Genomic DNA, 22715 nt, shown 5'->3' on the forward strand with positions numbered 1-22715 from the left:
CTGTCCATGCCCTCCTTGGGCGTTTCCTCCCTAGACTTCGACCGTATCGTGCAAACGATGCGGTCTTTTTTTCACCGCCGCTCCCGGAGCGTGCCGCCCAAATACTGCAAAGGGTCCAAATACCGCAAAGTGTATTGGGCAGTGGCACGCATGAGACAAGGCGTGATCTTCACTCCGCGGCCAGCGGCAGGTCGATGAAATGATGGTCTGGCATCGCCATCAGGTCGGCTGAAAATCGCGTCAGATCGTCGGCCAGCGCGTCGAAGCCGGCGGCTTTCTCGAATGTCCGCTCATTCATGTAGAGCCCGCGATTGACCTCGATCTGCAGCGCATGCAGATGACGCGCCGGGCGGCCATAGTGTTCCGTAATGAAACCGCCGGCGTAAGGCTTGTTGTGAGCGACGGTATAGCCCATCGCGGTCAGCAGGCCGATCGCGGTTTCGGTCAGGGCCGCGGTGGCCGAGATGCCGAAACGGTCGCCGATGATGAAATCCGGCCGCAGCCCATTGTCACCGACGCGGATGCTCGCCGGCATCGAGTGGCAGTCGATCAGCACGGCAAAGCCGAAACGGGCATGGGTCCTGGTCAAAAGCCGCTTCAGCGTTTCGTGATAGGGCTTGTAGACGGCCTCGATGCGGGCAACCGCCTCGGCGAGCGGCAAGCGGCCCGCATAGATGTCGAGCCCCTCGCCCACCAGCTTCGGCACGGTGCCGAGCCCGCCGGCCACGCGCGCGGAGCGGATATTGCAGAAGGACGGCACCGGCTCGGCGAACATGCGCGGGTCGAGTTCCCAAGGCTCACGGTTGACGTCGAGATAGGCACGCGGGAAATTCGCCGCCAGCATCGGCGCGCCCAGCGCCACGGCGCCGCCGAACAGCTCGTCGACATAGCAATCCTCCGAGCGGCGGATGGCGTTGCGATCGAGCCTTGCCATGGCAAGGAAGCGTTCGGGATAGTAACGGCCGCTATGCGGTGAATTGAAGAGAAAGGGGACGCGCTGCTCGGCGCCCGAACGGATTTCGAAGGGTGGAAAGACCGAAAAATCCTCGGCTGCCGTCTTCAATTTGAACGAACCCGAAAACACCAGTGCATCATGGCATGAAACTGCCACCTTGCTGGCCGCATGTCCAGCATTTCGGCGGTCGTGCCGCTGGGCAAATGTGGGTCAAGCGCGTCCGCGTTCACTTGATGTTTACTCTCACCTCCTCATATACAGGATGGTTAACGGGCCTGCCCCACGGCAGTCTCGGGCGGGTGATTCGGACGGGATATCATGGCACGCATTCTTCTGGCGGAAGACGACGACGATATGCGTCGGTTCCTCGTCAAGGCGCTGGAGCGCGCCGGCTATCAGGTCAGCGATTTCGACAACGGCGCCAGCGCCTATGAGCGGCTGCGCGAAGAACCGTTCTCGCTGCTTCTGACCGACATTGTCATGCCGGAGATGGACGGCATCGAGCTGGCGCGTCGCGCCACGGAGATCGACCCCGACCTCAAGGTGATGTTCATCACCGGTTTTGCCGCCGTTGCGCTGAACCCGGATTCCAAGGCGCCGAAAGACGCCAAGGTGCTGTCCAAGCCCTTCCACTTGCGCGATCTCGTCAACGAGGTCGAAAAGATGCTGCAGGCGGCCTGAGCCGCCTCCCGCAAGCCGCCGGGCGCCAATCCACAGCCGCGGCGAGACGACATGTATTTCCTCTTTTCCTGCTATTGACGCGCCGGACCAAAAATGGTGTATGCGCGGCTTCGGATGGGCGTGTAGCTCAGCGGGAGAGCACTGCATTGACATTGCAGGGGTCACAGGTTCAATCCCTGTCACGCCCACCATCCTCTTAGAAATCAGCGTGTTACGCTAGGTTTTCGCTGGTGAGGCATCCAGGGGATGCATCAGAATGCGTAATCCGACCTATCTCGAAATCTCCCGTCACCGGGTTTTCTATTTTCGCTGGCCACTGATCAGAGCTTGCACTGCCGGCAGCAGAACGCCAACAAGTCTCAAAATTTCGCTTGATACGAGGGTTGGCTCAGAAGCCTTGTCTCTGGCTCGACACCTAAGCTATGTCGGCCAAGCCCTGGCCTGCTGCCGGTTTTTCGGACACGAGGTTAAGCTAACATAGCTTGTTCCTCGAACTCCACGGGGCTCAGATAGCCCAGTGTCGAGTGCCTCCGCCGAGGGTTGTAGAAGCGCTCGATGTAGTCGAACATATCCGCCCTGGCGGCATCTCTTGTCCTGTAGACCTTGCGGGCTGTGCGTTCGGTTTTCAACGACGAGAAGAAGCTCTCCATGGCCGCATTGTCCCAGACATTGCCCGACCGGCTCATCGAACACATGATGCCGTGGTCGGCCATCAGGCGCTGGAACTGCTCGCTCGTGTATTGCGATCCTTGGTCGGAATGATGAAGCAGGCTGTCGGGCTTGCCTCGGCGCCAGATCGCCATGATGAGCGCATCGGTGACGAGTTGGGCTGTCATGTCGGCCTTCATCGCCCAGCCGACGACACGCCGGGAGAAGAGGTCGACCACGGCGGCAACGTAAAGCCAACCCCCCGCGGTCCAGATGTAGGTGAAGTCGGCGATCCATTTCTGGTTCGGTGCCGATGCCTCGAAGGTGTGGTCGAGGAGGTTGTCCGACACTGCCGCTCGCTCGCCCGTATCCTTCGGCAGTCCGCGACGCCGAGGCCGGGCCCGCAAACCGTTCTCCCGCATGAGCCGCTCGATGCGATGCAGGCCGCAGGAGAGACCCTCGGCCAGAACATCGTGCCAGACGCGACGGGAACCATAGGTGCGATCGCTGCTCTTGAAGCTGCGGTCGATTCTGGAGACGAGGATCTCGTCGTGCCGGGAGCGGGCGCTGGGACTGCGGTTGAGCCAGGCATGGAAGCCCGACCGGGATACATCCAGCGCACTGCACAGCCATGCCACCGGCCATATGTTCCGGTGCCTCGCGATGAAAGCGAACCTCATGTCACTTCCCTCGCGAAGTAGGCTGCGGCCTTTTTTAGGATGTCGCGCTCCGCCTTCAGCTTCGCTACTTTCTTGCGCAGCCGGTCGATCTCCTGCTGCTCCGGCTTCATCTGCCCATGACCGGGAAAGGCATGCTGCGGATCGGTCGACAGTTCGCGCACCCATTTGCGCAGCACATTCTCGTGGAGATCGAGGTCGCGGGCAGCCTGGGCAACCGCAACGCCCCGATCCTTGATCAATCTCACCGCCTCAAGCTTGAACTCGCGGCTGAACTTCCTTCTTTGCATTCCAACTCTCCAGTTCCATTAAACACCTTATCTCGGTGTCCACGAAACCGGCAGCAGGCCAGAGTTTTCTCACTAGAACTGCTCTAGGCGCGAAGCCGCTACCATGCCAGAAATGGGCAGCAGGGGGACGTACTCATGATATTCACCAAACCGGAACTCGCAATCCTTAAAACTGAAAGTGACGTTGAACAGAAGTTTCTCTACCCGCTGATGATAGGCGAAGCCCCAAGCGGGCTATCTTACGACAGAGCCGAGATCCAGACCAAGGCAAACATACGGAAGCTTCCTATTGGGAAGGGCGATAAGCAGAAGCTCTATTTTCCAGATTACATTGTTACCAGAGGCGGACTACCGCTTCTGGTTGCCGAAGCAAAGGCTCCCGGAATGGACCTCGATGAGGCTTTCCGAGAAGCCCGTCTCTACGCAGCGGAGCTAAACAGCCTGTTTCCGTCTGGAATACAGCCCGCAAGCAGGATAATTGCAACAGACGGCACGCGCCTTTACGCCGGTGCTTACGATCAGGCTAAGCCACAAATAGTCCTGGATCACGCCTCTATCGAGGTCTATCACTCTGACTTTGCCGCACTTGTCCGTGTGTTCGGTCGTGAAGCGCTAGAGGTAGCTTTCTCGCAGATATTACCAAGCGTCCGACCAAAGAGATTTTGGAAGCCACGTAAGCAGGTGGGCGGTGTAGCCTTCCAGCGGGAAGAAATTGGAATGAACTCATTTGGTGCCACTCTATCTGCTGACTTCTCGCACATATTCAACCCCATAAGCCTGGCTGACCGAACCTTTATAGCTAAGAATGGCTATATCTCATCCAAAAGACGGGAACGCTATATTGACCCAATTGACAAGGTCATCCGCGCCTCAACTCCACCTTCTGAGGCAAGGTCGAAGACGCTCGATGACACTACCCAGCCTACCGAGATCATAAAGGTCCTGCGTTCAGATAGGTCTCTGGAGCGTCAAGTTCTATTGATCGTTGGCAGCGCCGGAGCAGGGAAGACCAGCTTCGTTGACCACCTGCGAGAAGTCGCACTGCCTACTGATATAAAAAAGAAGACCGTATGGCTGCACCTCAATATGAACACCGCGCCGATATCTCGACAAGAGATCTACGATTGGTTGCGGTCAGAACTCATTTCGCAATGCAAAGATAGCGATACCAGCATCGACTACGATGATCTCGATGCCATCAAGTCGGTCCACGCAGTCGAGGTCAACCAGTTTCGGAAAGGGGTTGGTCGATTGTATGAGGGTGATCAAAATACATACAACATAAAGTTGGCAGACCACATTCAGTCAATACTAACAAATAAACATACTGTCGCGCAGAACCACGCGGCTTATTGCTCCACTAATCGTGGAAAATTATTAGTCATAGTACTTGATAATTGCGACAAACGACTAAGAGATGAGCAACTTCTGATGTTCGAAGCTGCTCAATGGATACAGAAAGAATTTAGAGCCTTGGTTGTGTTACCTATACGCGAGGAAACCTATGACAACCATCAGGACGAAGCTCCGCTCGACACTGCGCTGAAGGACCTTGTGTTTCGAATTGAGCCTCCGCTCTTTCATAAGATATTACAGAGCCGTGTACAGTTGGCCATGCGATCGGTCAAAGCTGGCGGCAAGAAGATGCTGCGCTACGAACTTCCCAATGGCATGCACGTTGACTATCCTTCGTCGGACCAAAGTCACTATCTGTCATCCATACTTCGCTCGGTGTTTGAGCATGATATGCATGTTCGCCGCCTGATTGTCGGGCTCGCGGGCAGAAACATGCGCAGGGCAATGGAGATATTTCTCGAGTTCTGTACAAGTGGCCACATCGAAGAGGACCACATCCTTAAAATGGTACAGAGTGAGGGCCAATATGTCCTCCCGCTTAGCCTAGTTACTACCGTCTTGTTGCGGACAAATCTGCGGTTTTACGACAGCGATCGAGCCTATCTTAAGAATTTGTACGCCGCCAGCGAACTTGATCAAAGGCCAAGCTTCTTTGCCAGACTATTAATTCTAAAATTGTTGGACGAAAAATCAAATATCTTTGGACCACAGCGACTTAAGGGCTACGTGCATGTGTCACAGATTCGATCCGAATTGTCGAGGTATGGAGTGGAGCAACAGGTATTCTTTAGAGAGCTAGAGGCACTAGCTCGAGGATTCTGTGTTCTCTCCGAAGACTTCCGAACCACAGAGCTTACTGATGACGATCTAGTCGCACTTGCTCCTGCCGGCCGTGTTCATCTACAGATTTGCACAGATGTCTACTATCTCGCTGCGGTCGCGGAGGATACGTGGTTTGAAGATTTGGCATCCGCTGATGCAATAGCGCTTAGGATAAAGGACGGGGGTCAGCAATACCTTCCTCGTACAGTCCTTTACAATGCGAAAGCTGGCGTTGAAGCGTTGCGGAAGGCCAGGGAAAAGGACGCCAAGGCGTACGATGCTGTGTTTGGAGACAGGCGGTTCGATGACCTGACAGGACTGGATCAAGCGAGCAACGCTGTGAACGCCTTTGAGAGATCGATTGTATCAGGACCATGGTCAACGGCTGAAGCAAGATTTCCAGCTGGGACAGAGCATACCGGTAAGGTTGCGAACAAGACCAAGTTCGGGATATTTATTGATTTACAACCTGGCGTTACGGGACTTGTGCATTCATCTAGTATCAAGGGAGGCGTGGCGGCGCGGTCGGACATTGAAGTTGGATCAAAGCTGCGTGTCATGGTCATAAACCTAGACAGTGTTGGCAAACGGATGAACTTAGTACTGACCGATACCCATAAGGGCTGACATGCAGCGAACGCGTTCTTGGTCCCTCTTATTGCCTCGGACTGAACGGTATCGTGATTGTCGGTGTCTCATGGGACGCTAGCCTCCCCGCGTCGGGGTCCAGGGTCGTTAAAGTGACCTTATGTAGAAACAAAAGCGCGGAATCCGACTGACTCCTCCTGCCTGTCCGTCCTGTTGCAGATAATGGTGGACGGCCCTCCTCAATTCTCCCTGGATCGCGGCTGTATGCCGCCCGCAGCGCCTTTCACGCCTTTCTGCGGTCCAATGGCTCGTCATTTGCCTCGCCGCGTCTGGTAGGCTGCCCAGCCTGCCTTTGGAGCAAACTGCTTGCACATTTGGGCAGCGACGTGAGAAGTGAGGCATCAAAGGGAGACATTGTGGCTTCCTTCTTACCAAGCGGGCCAGGTATGGCTTTGAGATGATGGTGGGTAGCCCTGCCCACCATCCAACCCGGACAATCGGACCTTGCATCGCGGAGCGCCCGTCTTGGCGCCGACTGGGATGGACGACGGCTGATCCGATCGCGAAACTCGCTTAAATGCCTGCGACGGAGCAGAGGCTCTTCATCCTGGCAATCGCCATCTCCGGATCTGCCAGCAGTCCAGCCTGGTCGGCTAGGCGGAAGACATCGGCATAATGGAGGATGCCGCGCGCCGACTGCATGCCGCCGACCATCGAAAAATGGTCCTGGTGGCCGTTGAGCCAGGCCATGAAGACGATGCCGGTTTTATAATATTCGGTCGGCGCCTCGAAGATTTTTCGTGACAGCGGCACGGTCGGCGCCATCAGCGCGTCGTAGCCGGCACGATCGCCGTCAGCCAGCTTCGCCAGCGCGGCATTGGCAACCGGCGCGATCGCGTCGAAAATGCCGAGCAATGCGTGCGAGTGCCGCTTGCCGTCTCCGGCGATCAGTTCGGGATAATTGAAATCGTCGCCGGTGAACATCAACACGCCGTCCGGCAGCCGGTTCCTGAGCGCCACCTCCTTGCCGGCGTCGAGCAGCGATATCTTGATGCCTTCGACCTTGCCGGCATGGCGCTCGATGATGGCGATCACCGTGTCGAGCGCGGTCTCGAAATCGTCACTGCCCCAATAGCCTTTCAAGGTCGGATCGAACATGTCGCCCAACCAGTGCAGGATGACCTTGCCGGAGGCTTGGCCCAATATGCGGTCGTAAACCAGGGCGTAGTCGTCCGGCCCCTTCGCCACGGCCGCCAGCGCGCGGCTAGCCATCATGATCGCCTTGCCGCCCTGGCCTTCGATGAAAGCGAACTGCTCCTCATAGGCGGCGACCACATCGTCCAGTGTCCTGGCCGACGCCGGCGCCAGATGGTCGGTTCCGGCACCCGAGGCGAGATCGGCGCCAGCGACGGTCCGCGCCTCCGCGATTGAACGGCGGATCAATTCCCGCGCATTCGTCCAATCGAAACCCATGCCGCGCTGCGACGTGTCCATTGCCTCGGCGATGCGGAAGCCGAGCCGCCACAGATGATGACGATACGCCATCGTCCTGTCCCAATCGACAACGGGCCGCGACCATGGATCGCTCATCTTGAGGGGATCGGCGACGACATGGGCGGCGGCATAGGCGATGCGCGGAAACCGCGCGCCGATCACCGGCTGGACCGGCTGTCCGACAAGGGCGTAGGGTGTGCCGCGGCCACCCTCGCCAGGCAAGGCAATGTCCATGGATGTCTCCCTTCGCAGCTCCTATAAATGGAACGTTCCAATAAATCAAGAAGCTTTGAGATTCGAACTGACCAACCCCGGCCAATGCTGCGCTGCACACGGAAACCCTTGGGCGCCACAATATTTCGACCGCCCATGACCACTTCTTTTTGATTGAGAAAAATCCCGATTGACTCATCCATGGAACAGAGATTAGAACGTTCCAATAAAATTCGATTGAAAAAACCGGGGAGGATATCAGGATGGCCAGTCGGGCCAAGGCGACGATCTTCGACATTGCCCGCGAGGCGGGCGTGTCCAAATCGACCGTATCGCTCGTGCTCCAGGGCAGCGGGCTGATCCGCCCCGAAACCGCGGTCAAGGTGCGCAAGGCGATCGAGGATGTCGGCTATGTCTACAACCGCGGCGCCGCCAATCTGCGCAAGGCCCACTCCAACGTCATCGGCATGGTCATCAACGATCTCACCAACCCCTTCTTCGCGGAACTGGCAGTGGGCATGGAGCGTGTTTTTCAATCGGCAGGCATCGTGCCCTTCATCGCCAACACGGCCGAAAATCCGGTGCGCCAGGAAGAAGTGCTGAAGTCTCTGATGGAACAGGGCGTCGCCGGGCTCATCGTTTCCCCGGCGCGCGGCACCACGCCAGGGGCGTTCCGGCGGCTGGAAATAGCCGGTCTGCCGATTGCCTTCGCCATGCGCCGGCTGCCTGAAAGCCGCATTCCGGTGATTGCTCCCGACAATCATCGGGGCGCCTATCTCGCCACCGCTCATCTCGTCGGCAAGGGACATCGACGCCTGGCCTTCTTCGGCGGCTCGTCTGATCTGGTGGTCTATCATGAGCGGCTGGGCGGCTTTCGCGAGGCCTGCGAGACGCTCGGCATCGACGCTCGCGACGCGCTCATCATCGAGGGCGAGACCAACCGCAAGGGCGGCATGGCCTGCCTGGAAACGTCACTCGCAATGGCGGAGCCGCCAACCGCGGCGCTCTGCTTCAACGATGCCGTTGCCTTCGGCGTCATGCTGGCGCTGCGCAAGCGTGGACTTGAGCCGGGCCCGGATTTCGCCGTCGTCGGCTTCGACGATGTGGTCGAGGCCGAACATTATATGCCGCCGCTGACCAGCGTCGCGGTGGACTCCGCCGGTCTCGGCGAACGCGCGGCCCACGTCATGATTAAGATGATCCAGTCGCGCACCACGCGCGCCGAGGACCATATCGGCGCCGTCAATCTCGTGGTCAGGGAAAGCTGCGGCCCAGATCGCCGCACGCAAAAAAGGCCCGCGCCTACGGGAGCCGCGACATGAGCGTCAAATGGGGGCTGATCGGCGCCAGCACGATCGCCCGGCAATTCATGATCGACGCCATTCGCGCGCAAGCCGATGGCGCGATAGCAGCGGTAATGAGCTCCAACTCCGAACGCGCCACGGCCTATGCAAGGGAAAATGGCATTCCAGCCGCCGTATCAAATCTCAATGCCTTGCTCGGATCCGACATCGACGCGGTCTACATCTCGACCACCAACGAATTGCACCTCGAACAGGCGCTGGCCGCGATCAAGGCGGGAAAGCATGTGCTGTGTGAAAAGCCGCTGGCGCTGACCAGCGACGACGCGCGCAGAATGGTCGTTGCGGCCAAGGCCGCGGGCATCGTGCTCGGAACCAATCATCATCTGCGCAACGCCGGCGCGCACCGTGCCATGCGCGAGGCTGTTACCGCAGGCCGCATCGGCCAGCCGATCGCCGCGCGGGTCTTTCACGCCGTCTACCTGCCCGAAAACCTCCAGGGTTGGCGCATCGCCAGGCCTGAGGCGGGCGGCGGCGTGGTGCTCGACATCACCGTGCACGATGCCGACACGCTACGCTTCGTGCTTGGCGACGATCCGGTCGAGGTTTCCGCCTTCACGCAATCCGCCGGTATGGCCGGCAGCGGGCTGGAAGACGGCGCCATGTGTATCTGGCGCTTCAAGTCGGGCCTCATCGCGCAATCGCATGAAGGCTTCACCACCAGATTTGCCGACACCGGCTTCGAGGTGCACGGCTCCCAAGGCTCGCTGATCGCCCGTAACGTGATGACGCAGAAACCGGTCGGCTCTGTCCTTCTGCGCACCTCTAGCGGCGAAGAGGAGTTGAGCTTCGACCGCGAGAATCTCTATGTCAGGTCGGTGCGCCGGTTCCATGCCGCGATCCGTGGCGAGGGCCAGCCTTCCGCCACCGGCGAGGACGGCATCTGGTCGCTCGCCGCGGCCGAGGCGGCATTGCAATCGGCCAATTCCGGCAGAGCCGTCAAGATCGACCCGAAACTCGGGAGCATGAATTGAGCAAGGTCGTTTCGTCGGCGCAGGCAGCCAGCCTGATCAAGGATGGCATGGTCGTCTCGGTGTCCTCGTCGAGCGGCCTCGGCTGTCCGGACGCCGTGCTCGCCGCCATCGGCGAACGCTTCGACAGCGAGGGCCATCCGAAGGACATCACCACGCTGCACCCCATCGCCGCTGGCGACATGTATGGCATCAAGGGCATCGATCATCTGGCCAAGCCGGGCCTGTTGAGGCGTACGTTGTGCGGCTCCTATCCGTCGGGTCCCTCCTCCGCCGAGCCGCCGCGGATCTGGAAGATGATCGGCGACAATGCCGTCGCCGCCTATAACGTGCCCTCCGGCATCCTGTTCGACATGCACCGCGAGGCCGCGGCCAAGCGGCCGGGCGTGCTGACCAAGGTCGGCCTCGACACTTTCGCCGACCCGCGCCACCAGGGCTGCGCGATGAACGCCGCCGCCGGCGAGCCGATCGTGTCGGTGCAGCAATTCGACGGCGAGGAATGGCTCTATTTCCGCGCCATCGTGCCCCAGGTTTCGATCATCCGCGCCACCACGGCGGACGAGCGCGGCAACCTGACCTATGAGCATGAGGGCGCCTATCTCGGCGGCCTGGAACAGGCGCTCGCCGCCCGCAACAATGGCGGCATCGTCATCGCGCAGGTCAAGCGCGTCGTCGAGAACGGCACGCTGAAGCCGCATGATGTGCGCGTGCCGGGCGTGCTGGTCGATCATATCGTCGTCGCGCCCGACCAGTTGCAGACGACGCTGACGCCTTACGACCCGGCGATTTCGGGTGAAATCTTCCGACCGCTGTCGAGCTTCCGCACGCCGGAAATGAACGTTCAGAAGGTGATCGCGCGCCGCGTCGCCATGGAGCTTCGCGACGGCATGGCCGTCAATATCGGCTTCGGCATCTCGGCCAACGTGCCGCGCATCCTTCTGGAAGAAGGCCAGCACGGCAAGGTCACCTGGCTGATCGAACAGGGCGCTGTCGGCGGCGTGCCGCTGCTCGACTTCAAGTTCGGCTGCGCCTCCAATGCCGAGGCGATCATGCCCTCGCCGCACCAGTTCATCTATTTCCAGGCTGGCGGCTTCGACGCTTCGCTGCTCTCCTTCCTGCAGATCGACCGCCACGGCTCGGTCAACGTCTCGAAGCTTTCGGCACGGCCGCATGTCACCGCCGGCGCCGGCGGCTTCGTCGACATCACGTCGCGGGCGAAGAAGATCGTGTTTTCCGGCTTCTTCAATGCCGGAGCCAAGCTGTCGCTCGCCGATGGCGGCATCCGCATCGACGCGGAAGGCAAGGTCAAGAAAGTCGTCGAGGAGGTCGAGCACATCTCCTTCTCCGGCAAGCGCGCCGTCGCGCAGGGACAGGATATCACCTATGTGACCGAGCGTTGCGTGATGAAGCTGACATCAGATGGGCTGATGGTGACGGAACTGGCGCCGGGCATCGACCTCGAGCGCGATGTGCTTGGTCAAGCCGAGATCCCGCTCAATGTAGCCAACGACCTCAAGGTGACGCCGACCGCGCTCTACCAGGATCGGCCGATCGGCCTTTCGCTCAATGGCAGCACCCCGCTCGGAGGCGTGCATGGCTGAGCGCCTCGTCACCTTCGAGCAGGATGGTGCGATCGGCACCGTCACCTTGCGCCGGCCCGAAAAATTCAACGCGCTCGACATCCCGATGCTGCGCGCGCTGGAAGCGGCGCTCGACGAGGCGGAAAGCGCCGAAGGTGTGCGCGTGGTGCTCATATGCGGCGAAGGCAAGGGTTTTTGCGCCGGCGGCGATGTCGAAGCCTGGGGCGGCATGAGTGCCGCCGATTTCCAGGTGCAATGGGTGCGCTACGGCCACCGTGTCTTCGACCGGCTGGCACGGCTGCGGCAGCCAACCATCGCCGTTCTGTCCGGCCATGCGCTCGGCGGTGGGCTCGAATTGGCTGTCGCTTGCGATTTTCGCGTCGCGGAAACGCAGGTGAAACTCGGCTTTCCCGAAACCTCGATCGGCGTCGTCCCCGGCTGGTCCGGCACGCAACGCGCGGTGCGCCGCCTCGGCGCTCAGACGGTGCGCCGTATGGCTGTCGGTGGCGAGATTTTTCTGGCGGCGGAAGCGCTTGCGCTGGGTATCGTCGACCGCATCGTCGAAACCGGCAAAGCGTCGGGTGAAGCCAAGACATGGGCTGAAAAAATCGCCGAACGCGGGCCGCTGGCGACCGAAGCCGCCAAGCTGATGATCGCAGTGGCGGAAGGCGAAGAAAGCGCTGCCGCGACCGAAGCCTTGGCCAGCGGCTTCATAGCGCTCACCGGCGATCTCAAGGCCGGCGTCGGCTCCTTCAAGACCAAGCAAAAGCCCGTGTTTTCGCGTTCCTAGGACAGAGTGGAAATCACATGAATGCACCTCTCAAGATTTCCATGCCTGCCGAGGCCTCCGCGGCTCCCAAGGCATACAAGCTTCTGATCGACGGCAAGCATGTCGATGCCCGCGACGGCCGCATGCTGGAACGCAAGAGCCCCGGTCACGGCTTCACCGTTTCACATTATGCCCAGGCAGGTGCCGCCGAAGTGGAAGCCGCGATGCAGGCCGCGCACAGGGCGTTCGAGACCGGTCCCTGGCCGCGCATGAAAGCGGCCGAGCGCGCCGCGATCCTGCTCAAGGCCGCCGACCTGATCGAGGCGCGGCTGGAAGACATCGCGCGGCTCGATGCGCTGGAATCCGGCAAGCCGATCGCACAGGCGCGCGGCGAGATCGGCGGCGCCGTCGACATCTGGCGCTATGCCGCTTCGCTGGCCCGCACGTTGCACGGTGAAAGCTACGCCAATCTCGGCGACGCCATGCTGGGTGTGGTGCTGCGCGAGCCGATCGGTGTCGTCTCGATCATCACGCCGTGGAATTTTCCGTTCCTCATCGTCAGCCAGAAACTGCCTTTCGCGCTCGCCGCCGGCTGCACGGCGGTGGTCAAGCCGAGCGAGATGACCTCGGCCTCGACCTTCGTGCTTGGCGACATCCTGCTCGAAGCCGGCGTGCCCGCCGGCGTCGTCAATGTCCTCGCCGGTCTCGGCGCCGGTGTCGGCGCGCCGATGGTCAGCCATCCCCTGGTCGAGATGGTTTCGTTCACCGGTTCCACCCGCGTTGGCAAGTTGACCATGGCGGCGGCCTCGAACTCCCTGAAGAAGGTGTCGATGGAGCTCGGCGGCAAGAACGGCCAGATCGTCTTTCCCGATGCCGATCTCGTGGCGGCCGCCGATGCAGCGGTGTTCGGCGGCTTCTTCAATGCCGGCGAATGCTGCAATGCCGGCAGCCGGCTGATCGTGCATGAGGCGATCGCCGATGATTTCCTGGCCGCGGTGAAGGCGTTGACAGCCAAGGTAACCGTGGGCGATCCGCTCGATGACAGGACCAAGGTCGGCGCGATGATTTCCTCCGACCATCTGGCCAAGGTGACGGATTACGTGGCGGCAGCCGCGAGTGACGGCGGCAGCATCTACAGCGGCGGCGGGCAACGCCCCTCCAATGCCGGCCAATATCTCGACCCGACGATCTTACGTGACGTCACCGAAAACATGGCCGTCGCCCGCGAGGAAGTGTTCGGGCCGGTGCTATCGGTGTTGACTTTTGAATCGATTGAAAAGGCGTTGCACATCGCCAACAACACGCCCTATGGTCTGTCGGCGGGTGTGTGGAGCGCCAGCATCGACACCTGCATGTCGGTGGCGCGGGGCGTGCGTTCGGGGACGGTCTGGGTGAACACGTTCATGGAAGGTTATCCCGAACTGCCGTTCGGCGGCTACAAGCAGTCGGGCCTGGGCCGCGAACTCGGCAAGCGCGCCGTCGAGGACTATACCGAGGAAAAGACAATCCAGTTTCATCGCGGCCAGCGCACCGGTTGGTGGGTCGGCTGAGTTGGGAAGAACCCGGTGGGCTGCCACCGGTCGTGTAATGCAACAAGGGAGGAAGTACATGTTGCGCAAACTGCTTATCGGAACGGCGCTCGCTTCGGGCCTGGCTTTCGCGGCCCATGCCGAGGATGTCAAGGAAGTGCAGATGCTGCATTGGTGGACGTCGGGCGGCGAGGCGGCTGCTCTCAACGTGCTCAAGGGCGATCTGGCCAAGGAAGGCTATGCCTGGAAGGACGTTCCCGTGGCTGGCGGCGGCGGCGATGCCGCCATGACCGCGCTGAAGGCGATGGTCGCGGCCGGCAACTATCCGACCGCCTCGCAGATGCTCGGCTACACCGTGCTCGATTATGCCGCTGCCGGCGTCATGGGCGACCTCACCGAGACGGCGAAGAAGGAAGGCTGGGACAAGTCGGTTCCGGCCGCCCTGCAGAAATTCGCCGTCTATGAAGGCAAGTGGGTCGCGGCTCCGGTCAACGTCCACTCTGTCAACTGGCTGTGGATCAACAAGGCGGTGATGGACAAGATCGGCGGCACCGAGCCGAAGACCTTCGACGACTTCGTGGCATTGCTCGACAAGGCCAAGGCGGCCGGCGTCACCCCGCTCGCGCTTGGTGGTCAGAACTGGCAGGAAGCCACCATGTTCGATTCCGTCGTGCTGTCGACCGGCGGGCCGGAGTTCTACAAGAAGGCGATGAACGACCTCGACGACGCTTCGCTCAAGTCCGACACGATGAAGAAGTCGTTCGACAATCTCGCCAAGCTCGTCACCTATGTCGACCCGAACTTCTCGGGCCGCGACTGGAACCTCGCCACCGCCATGGTCATCAAGGGCGATGCGCTGGTGCAGGTCATGGGCGACTGGGCCAAGGGCGAATTCCACGCCGCCAACAAGACCCCAGGCACCGACTTCCTCTGCTATCGCTTCCCGGGCACCGACGGCTCGGTGATCTACAACTCCGACATGTTCGGCATGTTCAATGTCCCGGACGACCGCAAGGCCGCCCAGGTTGCACTCGCCACCGCCACTTTGTCGAAGAGCTTCCAGTCGGCCTTCAACGTCGTCAAGGGTTCGGTTCCGGCCCGCACCGACGTGCCTGACACCGACTTCGACGCTTGCGGCAAGAAGGGTATTGCCGACCTGAAGAAGGCCAATGAAGGCGGCACGCTGTTCGGCTCGCTCGCCCAGGGCTATGGCGCGCCCCCGGCTGTCGCCAACGCCTACAAGGACGTCATCTCCAAATTCGTCCATGGTCAGATCAAGACCTCGGACGAGGCCGTGACCGAACTGGTCAAGGCAATCGACGACGCCAAGTAAGCGTTACGCACGAAAACGCCTTCCCCGCTCCGGCGGGGAGGGTCCCGTGAGGCCGGTCGGCCGGACGCCGATGGGAGGAACCCATGAGCACAGTTGCGACAAGCCAGATCAAGCTGACGCCGGAGCATGCCCGCCCGCGCACCTCTGTGCGGTCGCGCCTGCAGGACGCCTTGCCGAAAATCGTGCTGGCGCCGAGCTTCGCCATCACTATCGTTTTCGTCTACGGCTTCATCCTGTGGACGATCTACCTATCCTTCACCAACTCCAAGACCTTCCCGTCCTACGCTATAACGGGCGGGCGCGCCTATCAGCGACTGTGGGGCTGGACTTTCGACACCAACCCGCCATCGAGCTGGTACACGTCGATCACCAATATGGGCATTTTCGGCTTTCTCTACATCTTGATCTGCCTGGCGCTCGGCCTGTTCCTGGCCATCCTGCTCGACCAGAAGATCCGCGGTGAAGGCGTGCTGCGTCCGATCTATCTCTACCCGATGGCGCTCTCCTTCATCGTCACCGGCGTTGCCTGGAAATGGTTCCTCGACCCTGGCCTCGGTCTCGAGCAGACGCTGCATCAATGGGGCTGGACGAGCTTCCATTTCGACTGGATCAAGAACAAGGATTTCGTCATCTACACCGTGGTCATCGCCGGTGTCTGGCAGGCCTCCGGCTTTATCATGGCGATGTTCCTGGCCGGCCTGCGCGGCATTGACGGCGAGATCATGAAAGCGGCGCAGATCGACGGCGCCACCACCTTCCAGCTCTATCGCCGCATCGTCATTCCGCTCTTGCGGCCGATCTTCCTGTCAGCCTTTATCGTGCTCGCGCACCTTGCCATCAAATCTTACGATCTGGTTGTGGCGCTGACCAGCGGTGGCCCCGGCGGCTCGGCCTGGCTGCCGTCCAACTTCATGTATGAATACACCTTCAAGCGCAACGAAATGGCCGTCGGTTCGGCAAGTGCCGTGATCATGCTGATGACCATCGTCGCCATCATCGTGCCCTATCTCTATTCGGAACTCAGGGAGAAGTCGCGATGAGCGCCGTGACCACTCCCACCCGCCAGGCCAGCGGCGGCATGAACGTCAAGATCGTCAACCGCATCGTCATCTACGGGCTTCTGGCGCTGTTCGCGCTGTTCTACCTGATGCCGCTGTTTGTCATGCTGGTGACCTCGTTCAAGACCATGGACGAGATCCAGAACGGCAACATGCTGGCGCTGCCCAAGGCGCCGACCTTCGAGCCCTGGCTGAAGGCATGGGGCGAGACCTGCGTTGGCCTCACCTGCGCCGGCATCAAGGGCTATTTCTGGAACTCCATCAAGATGGTGGTTCCCGCCGTGCTGATCTCGACCATGCTCGGCGCGCTCAACGGCTACGTGCTGACCAAATGGCGTTTCCGCGGCGCGACACTGGTGTTCGGGCTGATGCTGTTTGCCTGCTTCATCCCGTTCCAGTCGGTGCTCTTGCCGATGGCGACGATCCTGGGCAGCCTCGGACGGTTCGGCGTGACGCTGCAGAACACGGTCGGAACCAGCTTCGGCCTCGGCAACCCGACGGTCAACCTGGTGTTCGTCCACGTCGTCTACGGCATCGGCTTCACCACGCTGTTCTTCCGTAACTATTATGAGGCGTTCCCGACCGAACTGGTGAAGGCCGCGCAGGTCGACGGCGCTTCCTTCTTCCAGATCTTCCGGCGCATCATGCTGCCGAACTCGATGCCGATCTTCGTCGTCACCGTCATCTACCAGTTCACCAACATCTGGAACGACTTCCTGTTCGCCTCCGCCTATGCCGGCACAGGCGACGCGATGCCGATGACGGTAGCGCTCAACAATGTCGTCAACACCTCGACCGGCGTCGTCGAATACAACGTCAACATGGCGGCTGCGATGATCGCCGCGCTGCCCACCCTTCTCGTCTATGTGCTCGCCGGCCGCTATTTCGTGCGTGGCCTGATGGCCGGCGCGGTCAAAGGATAACGCAATGGCTTTTCTGGAAATTGATGGTCTGAGGAAGCGTTTCGGCCAGGTCGAGATCCTGAAAGGGATTAACCTCGAGCTGGAAAAGGGCGGGTTTCTGGTGCTGGTCGGTCCGTCCGGCTGCGGCAAGTCCACGCTGCTCAACACCATTGCCGGACTGGAGACGATCACCTCTGGCGATATCCGCGTCGACGGCCGCACCATCACCGATCTGCACCCGTCCAAGCGCGACATCGCCATGGTGTTCCAGAGCTATGCGCTCTACCCCAACATGACGGTGGCCGGGAACATCTCCTTCGGCATGGAGATGCGCGGCGTACCAGCCGATGAACGCCAGAAGGCGATCGACAAGGTGGCCAAGGTACTGCAGATCGGCCATCTGCTGCAGCGCAAGCCGAGCCAGCTCTCCGGCGGCCAGCGCCAGCGCGTCGCCATGGGCCGGGCATTGGTGCGCGACCCCAAGCTGTTCCTGTTCGACGAGCCGCTGTCCAACCTCGACGCTAAGCTGCGCGTCGACATGCGCATCGAGATCAAGCGCCTGCATGCCACCACGGGCACAACGATCGTCTACGTCACCCACGACCAGATCGAGGCGATGACACTGGCGACCAAGATCGCGGTCATGCGTGACGGCGAGGTGCAGCAATTCGGCACGCCGGCGGAAATCTACAATAACCCGAGCAATGTCTTCGTCGCCGACTTCATGGGGTCGCCGGCAATGAACTTGATCCCGGCGACCATCGGCGGCAATGGCGGCGATCTGGCCGTCGTGCTTGATCGCGAGGCACGCCAGCCGATCACCTTGCCGATGGCCAACGCGCCGGCCGGACTGTCGGCGTTCAAGGGTAAGCCGATCATCTTCGGCGTACGCCCGGAGGCGCTCACCGATCCGGAAGGCGCGGAACGCAACGCCTCGCAAATCGCCACCGCCGATTGTCATATCGAGGTTGTGGAACCGGCCGGTTCCGACACTTTCGCCGTCACCAATCTCGGTGGCAAGGGCGTGGTGGCGCGGCTGCGCGCCGATGCCAACATCCAGCCGGGCACCAACACCCCGCTGGCCTTCAACCTGACCAAGGCTGTGTTCTTTGATCCGGCGACCGAGAGCCGTATTCGCTGATGCGTGTCGCCCAAAAGTGGATCTGGTTTTGGGGCAACGACATGCATCAAGACAAAAGACCTGAAGCGGGTCGCATGTGTCAATTCCAACGCGGCGCGCTTTAGGCGATGGCAAACCCCGATATCGTCATCATCGGTTCCGGCATCGGCGGCGCCACGATCGCCTCTGGTCTGGCCGGCAGCGGCGCCTCTATCCTGATGCTGGAACGTGGCAAGCCGCTGCCGGCAACGCCGCACGCGCGCGACACACGCGCCATCTTCGTTGACGGCCATTACCGGCCGAAGGAGATGTGGCGCGAAGCTGGCGGTGCCGCGTTCAACCCAGGTAATTACTACTATGTCGGCGGCAATTCGAAATTCTTCGGCGCGGTGCTGATCCGCTACCGCAAGGAAGACTTTTCCGCCATGGAACACTTTGGCGGCGTCTCGCCGGCATGGCCGTTTTCCTATGACGAATTCGAGCCTTGGTATTCCAGGGCAGAGCAGCTGTTCCGCGTGCGCGGCGCGCTGGGCGAGGATCCAACCGAGCCATTTCATTCGGTTCCCTATGCGTTCAAGCCGGTGCCCGACGAGGCGCCGATCGCGCGCGCCCGTGCCGAACTCAGGGGGCTGGGGCTGCATCCGGCCTCCCTGCCGCTGGGCGTCGACATCGACACCTGGCTGAAGGAGGGCAGGACCGGCTGGGACGCTTTTCCCAATACCGGCCAGGGCAAGGTCGACGCGCAGACCGGACCGCTGACGGCGGCCCTGACCGACCAGAACATCAAGCTCGAGACCGGCGCCTATGTCGAATATCTCGAGACAGCCCCGGACGGCAAAACCATCTCGGCCGTTCACTATCGCCAGAACGGCGAGCCGAGGAAAGTCGCGCCGAAACTGGTGATCCTGTCGGCCGGCGCGGTCAATTCAGCCGTCATCCTGCTGCGCTCACCCTCACCTCATGGGAAAGGCCTGGCCAACCGCTCCGACCAGGTCGGCCGCAACTTCATGAACCACAATTCGAGCGCCATGCTGGCGATCGATCCGCGCCGCAGGAACGATGCCGTCTACCAGAAGACCCTGATGCTGAACGACTACTATCTCACGGGTGGCAAGGGCGGCAAACCGCTCGGCAATGTCCAGCTTCTCGGCAAGATCGACGGCAACATGCTCAAGGCCAATGTGAAACGGCTGCCGAAATTCGCGCTCGACTTCATGGCCGGCCATGCCATCGACTGGTATCTGATGTGCGAAGACCTGCCCGATCCCGAAAGCCGCATCATGGTCGACGGCAAGGACATCGTCATGCAATGGCGACGCTCCAACATGCAGTCGCTCGACGGCCTGACCAAGGTGATGCGCGCGAATTTCCGCGCCTGCGGTTATCCCATCGTGCTGTCGCGCCCGTTCGACAAGCGCACGCCCTCGCACCAGTGCGGCACGGTCAAAATGGGCGACGATCCGGCGATGTCGCCGCTCGATCCGTTCTGTCGCGCCTTCGATCACCGGAACCTCTTCGTCGTCGACGCCAGTTTCCTGCCGAACTCGGCCGCCGTGAACCCGGCGCTGTCGATCGCCGCCCAGGCGCTGCGGGTAGCCGAACACATCCGCAAAACAGAGCTTGCCGCATGACCCGCCCGGCGGCCATCGTCACCGGCGGCGCGCGCGGCATCGGCTTTGCCTGCGCCGAGGCGCTGGCCGACGCCGGATTCGACATTCTCGTCGCTGACCTTGCCAAAACAGCCGCAGGCGAGCTCGCCGCTGACATCACCGCGCGCGGCGCGAAGTTCGCGTATTTCGGCTGCGACATCGCCGATCTTTCCACCCATGCTTCCCTCGTCGACGCCGCCATGCGCGCCTTCGGCCGCATCGATTGCCTGGTCAACAATGCCGGCGTCGGCGCCGTGGCGCGTGGCGACCTTCTCGACCTCAAACCCGATAATTTCGACCGCGCGCTCGGCGTCAACCTGCGTGGCACCGTCTTCCTCAGCCAGGCCGTCGCCAAGGCGATGCTGGCCAAGCCGGGCGATCATGCCAAGTCAATCATCACCATCACCTCGGTCAGCGCCGAGATGGCCTCTCCGGAACGCTCCGAATATTGCATGTCGAAGGCAGCGCTTTCCATGTGGGTGAAGAACCTGGCGCTCAGGCTCGCCCCGGAAAACATCGGCGTGTTCGAGCTGCGGCCGGGCATCATCCGCACCGACATGACGGCAGGCGTGAGTGCCAAATACGACGCGCTGATCGACGGCGGCCTGGTGCCGGCGAAACGCTGGGGCGAAGCCTCCGACATCGGCGCCATGGTGGCGGCGCTCGCTGCCGGCAGACTGGGTTTTTCGACCGGCTCGATCATCAATGTCGACGGCGCGCTCTCCGTGCCCCGGCTGTGAACGGATAAGACAATGACCGACTACATCATCGTGGGCGCCGGTCCGGCCGGCTGCGTGCTGGCCAACCGGCTAAGCGAGGATCCCTCCAATTCCGTGCTGCTGCTCGAAGCCGGCGGCAAGGACTGGCACCCCTATATCCACATGCCGGCGGGTTTCGCCAAGATGACCAAGGGCATCGCTTCTTGGGGCTGGTCGACCGTGCCGCAGAAACACATGAAGGACCGCGTCTTCTGGTACACGCAAGCCAAGGTGGTCGGCGGCGGTTCTTCCATCAACGCCCAGATTTACACGCGCGGCAATGCACGCGATTACGATGCCTGGGAGAAGGAAGAAGGGCTGGCCGGCTGGGGCTACCGCGACGTACTGCCCTATTTCAAACGCGCCGAGAACAACCAGCGTTATGCCAACGATTTTCACGGCGACCAAGGCCCGCTCGGCGTCTCCAACCCGATCTCGCCGCTGCCGATCTGCGAGGCCTATTTCCGCGCCGGCCAGGAGATGGGCATTCCTTTCAACCCGGATTTCAACGGCGCCAGCCAGGAAGGCGTCGGCTATTACCAGCTCACCCAGAAGGACGCCCGCCGGTCCTCCGCTTCGGTGGCCTATCTCAAGCCGATCCGCGACCGGAAGAATCTCATTGTCCGGACCGATGTGCTGGTCACCCGCATCGTCGTCGAGAACGGCCGTGCCGTCGGCGTCGAGGTGGTCGACAGGCCGGGCGGCCAGACAACAATCCTGCATGCCGACCGCGAGGTGATCGTCTCGTCCGGCGCCGTCGGTTCGCCGAAGCTTCTGATGCAGTCGGGCATCGGCCCGGCCGACCACCTGAAATCGGTCGGCATCACGCCGGTACACGATCTGCCAGGCGTCGGCTCCAACATGCAGGATCATCTCGACCTCTTCGTCATCGCCGAATGCACAGGCGATCACACCTACGACAATTACGCCAAGCTGCACCGCACGGCCTGGGCGGGCCTGCAATATCTGCTGCTGAAGAAGGGACCGGTGGCTTCCAGCCTGTTCGAGACCGGCGGCTTCTGGTACGCGGATCCGACCGCCGCCTCGCCCGACATCCAGTTCCATCTGGGTCTCGGCTCCGGCATCGAGGCCGGCGTCGAGAAGCTGAAAAACCCGGGCGTCACCTTGAACTCGGCTTTCCTGCGGCCGCGCTCGCGCGGAACGGTGCGGCTTAAAAGCGCCGATCCAGCCGACCATCCGCTGATCGATCCGAACTACTGGTCCGATCCCTATGACCGCGCCATGTCGCTGAAGGGACTGCGGCTGGCGCGAGAGATCATGCGGCAGAAGGCACTTGCCCCCTACGTGCTGCGCGAGGTGCTGCCCGGTCCGTCGCTCGCCAGCGATGACGAGTTGATCGACTATGCCTGCCGCACGTCCAAGACCGACCACCATCCCGTCGGCACCTGCCGCATGGGCCATGACGAGATGGCGGTGGTGACGCCGGATCTCAAGCTGCGCGGTGTAGAAGGCTTGCGCGTCTGCGACGCATCGGTGATGCCGCGTGTGCCTTCTTCCAACACCAACGCGCCGACCATCATGGTTGGCGAAAAGGGCGCTGATCTGATCCTAGGCCGCGAGCCGCTGGCGCCGGCGGTGTTTTCCGGCAATCGTGCTGCTTAGGGAGTGGTAAAATGATCAGGCACTGTGTTTTCGCAAGATTTCGTAGTGATGTGTCCCCGGCCGAGCGCACGGCTATCCACGCCGACCTCGAAGCGTTGCGGCAGGTGATCGAAGGCATGGAGACGATTCAATTCAGCGCCAATGTCAGTCCGGAGCCCTTCGCGCGGGGTTTCAGCCATGGCTTCACCATCGATTTCCGCGATGCAGCGGCGCGCGACGCCTATCTCGTCCATGAGGCGCATCAGCGTGCCGGCGCCCGGCTGATCGCGACCCTCGAAGGCGGCACCGACGGATTGATGGTCTTCGACCTCGATCTTACGAAAAAGTGAACCGCCGGC

General features: G+C 61.3%; 18 protein-coding genes and 1 tRNA gene. 16 read left to right on the forward strand and 3 right to left on the reverse strand.

Annotation, left to right across the window (positions count from 1 at the left end; translation table 11 throughout):
• Positions 1-169: 169 nt before the first annotated feature.
• Positions 170-1111: an N-formylglutamate amidohydrolase gene (locus tag FJ941_RS07160; protein WP_127869910.1), complete on the reverse strand. Its 942-nt coding sequence runs from the start codon at positions 1109-1111 to the stop codon at positions 170-172.
• Positions 1112-1273: 162 nt separating this feature from the next.
• On the opposite strand from FJ941_RS07160, the gene FJ941_RS07165 reads away from it, so the two are divergent.
• Together FJ941_RS07165 and FJ941_RS07170 are read left to right on the forward strand one after the other, a co-directional pair.
• Positions 1274-1636, forward strand: coding sequence for a response regulator (locus tag FJ941_RS07165; RefSeq protein ID WP_006199474.1), 363 nt, complete (start codon positions 1274-1276; stop codon positions 1634-1636).
• Between the two features lie 116 nt (positions 1637-1752).
• Positions 1753-1827 (forward strand) — tRNA-Val (locus FJ941_RS07170).
• A 276-nt stretch (positions 1828-2103) separates the two neighbouring features.
• On the opposite strand, the gene FJ941_RS07175 is transcribed toward FJ941_RS07170, so the two are convergent.
• Positions 2104-3251, reverse strand: a protein-coding gene (locus tag FJ941_RS07175) for an IS3 family transposase (RefSeq protein ID WP_140504254.1) whose coding sequence is annotated in 2 segments (ribosomal slippage) — positions 2104-3002 and positions 3002-3251 — 1149 coding nt in all. Because the reading frame shifts where the segments join, the coding sequence is not laid out codon by codon here.
• A gap of 135 nt (positions 3252-3386) precedes the next feature.
• Here FJ941_RS07175 and FJ941_RS07180 point away from each other — a divergent pair.
• Positions 3387-6056: a type I restriction enzyme HsdR N-terminal domain-containing protein gene (locus FJ941_RS07180; protein WP_140504256.1), complete on the forward strand. Its 2670-nt coding sequence runs from the start codon at positions 3387-3389 to the stop codon at positions 6054-6056.
• A gap of 534 nt (positions 6057-6590) precedes the next feature.
• Here the strand turns inward: FJ941_RS07180 and FJ941_RS07185 are convergent.
• Positions 6591-7745, reverse strand: a complete 1155-nt coding sequence (locus FJ941_RS07185; RefSeq protein ID WP_140504258.1) for a dihydrodipicolinate synthase family protein — start codon at positions 7743-7745, stop codon at positions 6591-6593.
• A gap of 242 nt (positions 7746-7987) precedes the next feature.
• Between FJ941_RS07185 and FJ941_RS07190 the strand changes: the two genes are divergently transcribed.
• The 13 genes from FJ941_RS07190 (at position 7988) to FJ941_RS07250 (ending at position 22706) form a co-directional block, all read left to right on the forward strand.
• Positions 7988-9046 carry a LacI family DNA-binding transcriptional regulator gene (locus FJ941_RS07190; RefSeq protein WP_027142938.1) on the forward strand — a complete coding sequence of 353 codons (1059 nt, stop codon included), beginning with the start codon at positions 7988-7990 and terminating at the stop codon, positions 9044-9046.
• Positions 9043-10059: a Gfo/Idh/MocA family oxidoreductase gene (locus tag FJ941_RS07195; RefSeq protein WP_140504260.1), complete on the forward strand. Its 1017-nt coding sequence runs from the start codon at positions 9043-9045 to the stop codon at positions 10057-10059. Before FJ941_RS07190 ends, FJ941_RS07195 begins: the two co-directional genes overlap by 4 nt.
• Entirely contained in the window at positions 10056-11657 is a 1602-nt protein-coding gene (locus FJ941_RS07200) for an acyl CoA:acetate/3-ketoacid CoA transferase (protein ID WP_140504262.1), read from the forward strand. The genes FJ941_RS07195 and FJ941_RS07200 overlap by 4 nt, the downstream gene beginning before the upstream one ends.
• Entirely contained in the window at positions 11650-12426 is a 777-nt protein-coding gene (locus tag FJ941_RS07205) for an enoyl-CoA hydratase/isomerase family protein (RefSeq protein ID WP_140504264.1), read from the forward strand. Before FJ941_RS07200 ends, FJ941_RS07205 begins: the two co-directional genes overlap by 8 nt.
• A 17-nt stretch (positions 12427-12443) precedes the next feature.
• The gene (locus FJ941_RS07210) at positions 12444-13955 is read left to right on the forward strand and encodes an aldehyde dehydrogenase family protein (protein WP_140504266.1); all 1512 of its coding nucleotides are present in this window, start codon (positions 12444-12446) and stop codon (positions 13953-13955) included.
• Between the two features lie 58 nt (positions 13956-14013).
• Positions 14014-15267: an ABC transporter substrate-binding protein gene (locus FJ941_RS07215; RefSeq protein ID WP_140504268.1), complete on the forward strand. Its 1254-nt coding sequence runs from the start codon at positions 14014-14016 to the stop codon at positions 15265-15267.
• Positions 15268-15350: 83 nt separating this feature from the next.
• Entirely contained in the window at positions 15351-16307 is a 957-nt protein-coding gene (locus FJ941_RS07220) for a sugar ABC transporter permease (RefSeq protein ID WP_140504270.1), read from the forward strand.
• Complete coding sequence (locus FJ941_RS07225; RefSeq protein WP_140504271.1) at positions 16304-17248, forward strand: carbohydrate ABC transporter permease; 945 nt, start codon at positions 16304-16306, stop codon at positions 17246-17248. Before FJ941_RS07220 ends, FJ941_RS07225 begins: the two co-directional genes overlap by 4 nt.
• A gap of 4 nt (positions 17249-17252) precedes the next feature.
• On the forward strand, positions 17253-18368 hold the full coding sequence (locus FJ941_RS07230) for an ABC transporter ATP-binding protein (RefSeq protein WP_140504273.1): 1116 nt from the start codon (positions 17253-17255) through the stop codon (positions 18366-18368).
• Between the two features lie 107 nt (positions 18369-18475).
• The gene (locus FJ941_RS07235; RefSeq protein WP_140504275.1) at positions 18476-19978 is read left to right on the forward strand and encodes a GMC family oxidoreductase; all 1503 of its coding nucleotides are present in this window, start codon (positions 18476-18478) and stop codon (positions 19976-19978) included.
• The gene (locus tag FJ941_RS07240; RefSeq protein ID WP_140504277.1) at positions 19975-20736 is read left to right on the forward strand and encodes a 3-ketoacyl-ACP reductase; all 762 of its coding nucleotides are present in this window, start codon (positions 19975-19977) and stop codon (positions 20734-20736) included. Before FJ941_RS07235 ends, FJ941_RS07240 begins: the two co-directional genes overlap by 4 nt.
• A gap of 12 nt (positions 20737-20748) precedes the next feature.
• Complete coding sequence (locus FJ941_RS07245) at positions 20749-22377, forward strand: choline dehydrogenase (RefSeq protein ID WP_140504279.1); 1629 nt, start codon at positions 20749-20751, stop codon at positions 22375-22377.
• An 11-nt stretch (positions 22378-22388) separates the two neighbouring features.
• On the forward strand, positions 22389-22706 hold the full coding sequence (locus FJ941_RS07250) for a Dabb family protein (protein WP_140504281.1): 318 nt from the start codon (positions 22389-22391) through the stop codon (positions 22704-22706).
• Positions 22707-22715 lie beyond the last annotated feature (9 nt).

Source organism: Mesorhizobium sp. B2-3-13, assembly GCF_006442195.1.
Taxonomy (GTDB): domain Bacteria; phylum Pseudomonadota; class Alphaproteobacteria; order Rhizobiales; family Rhizobiaceae; genus Mesorhizobium; species Mesorhizobium salmacidum.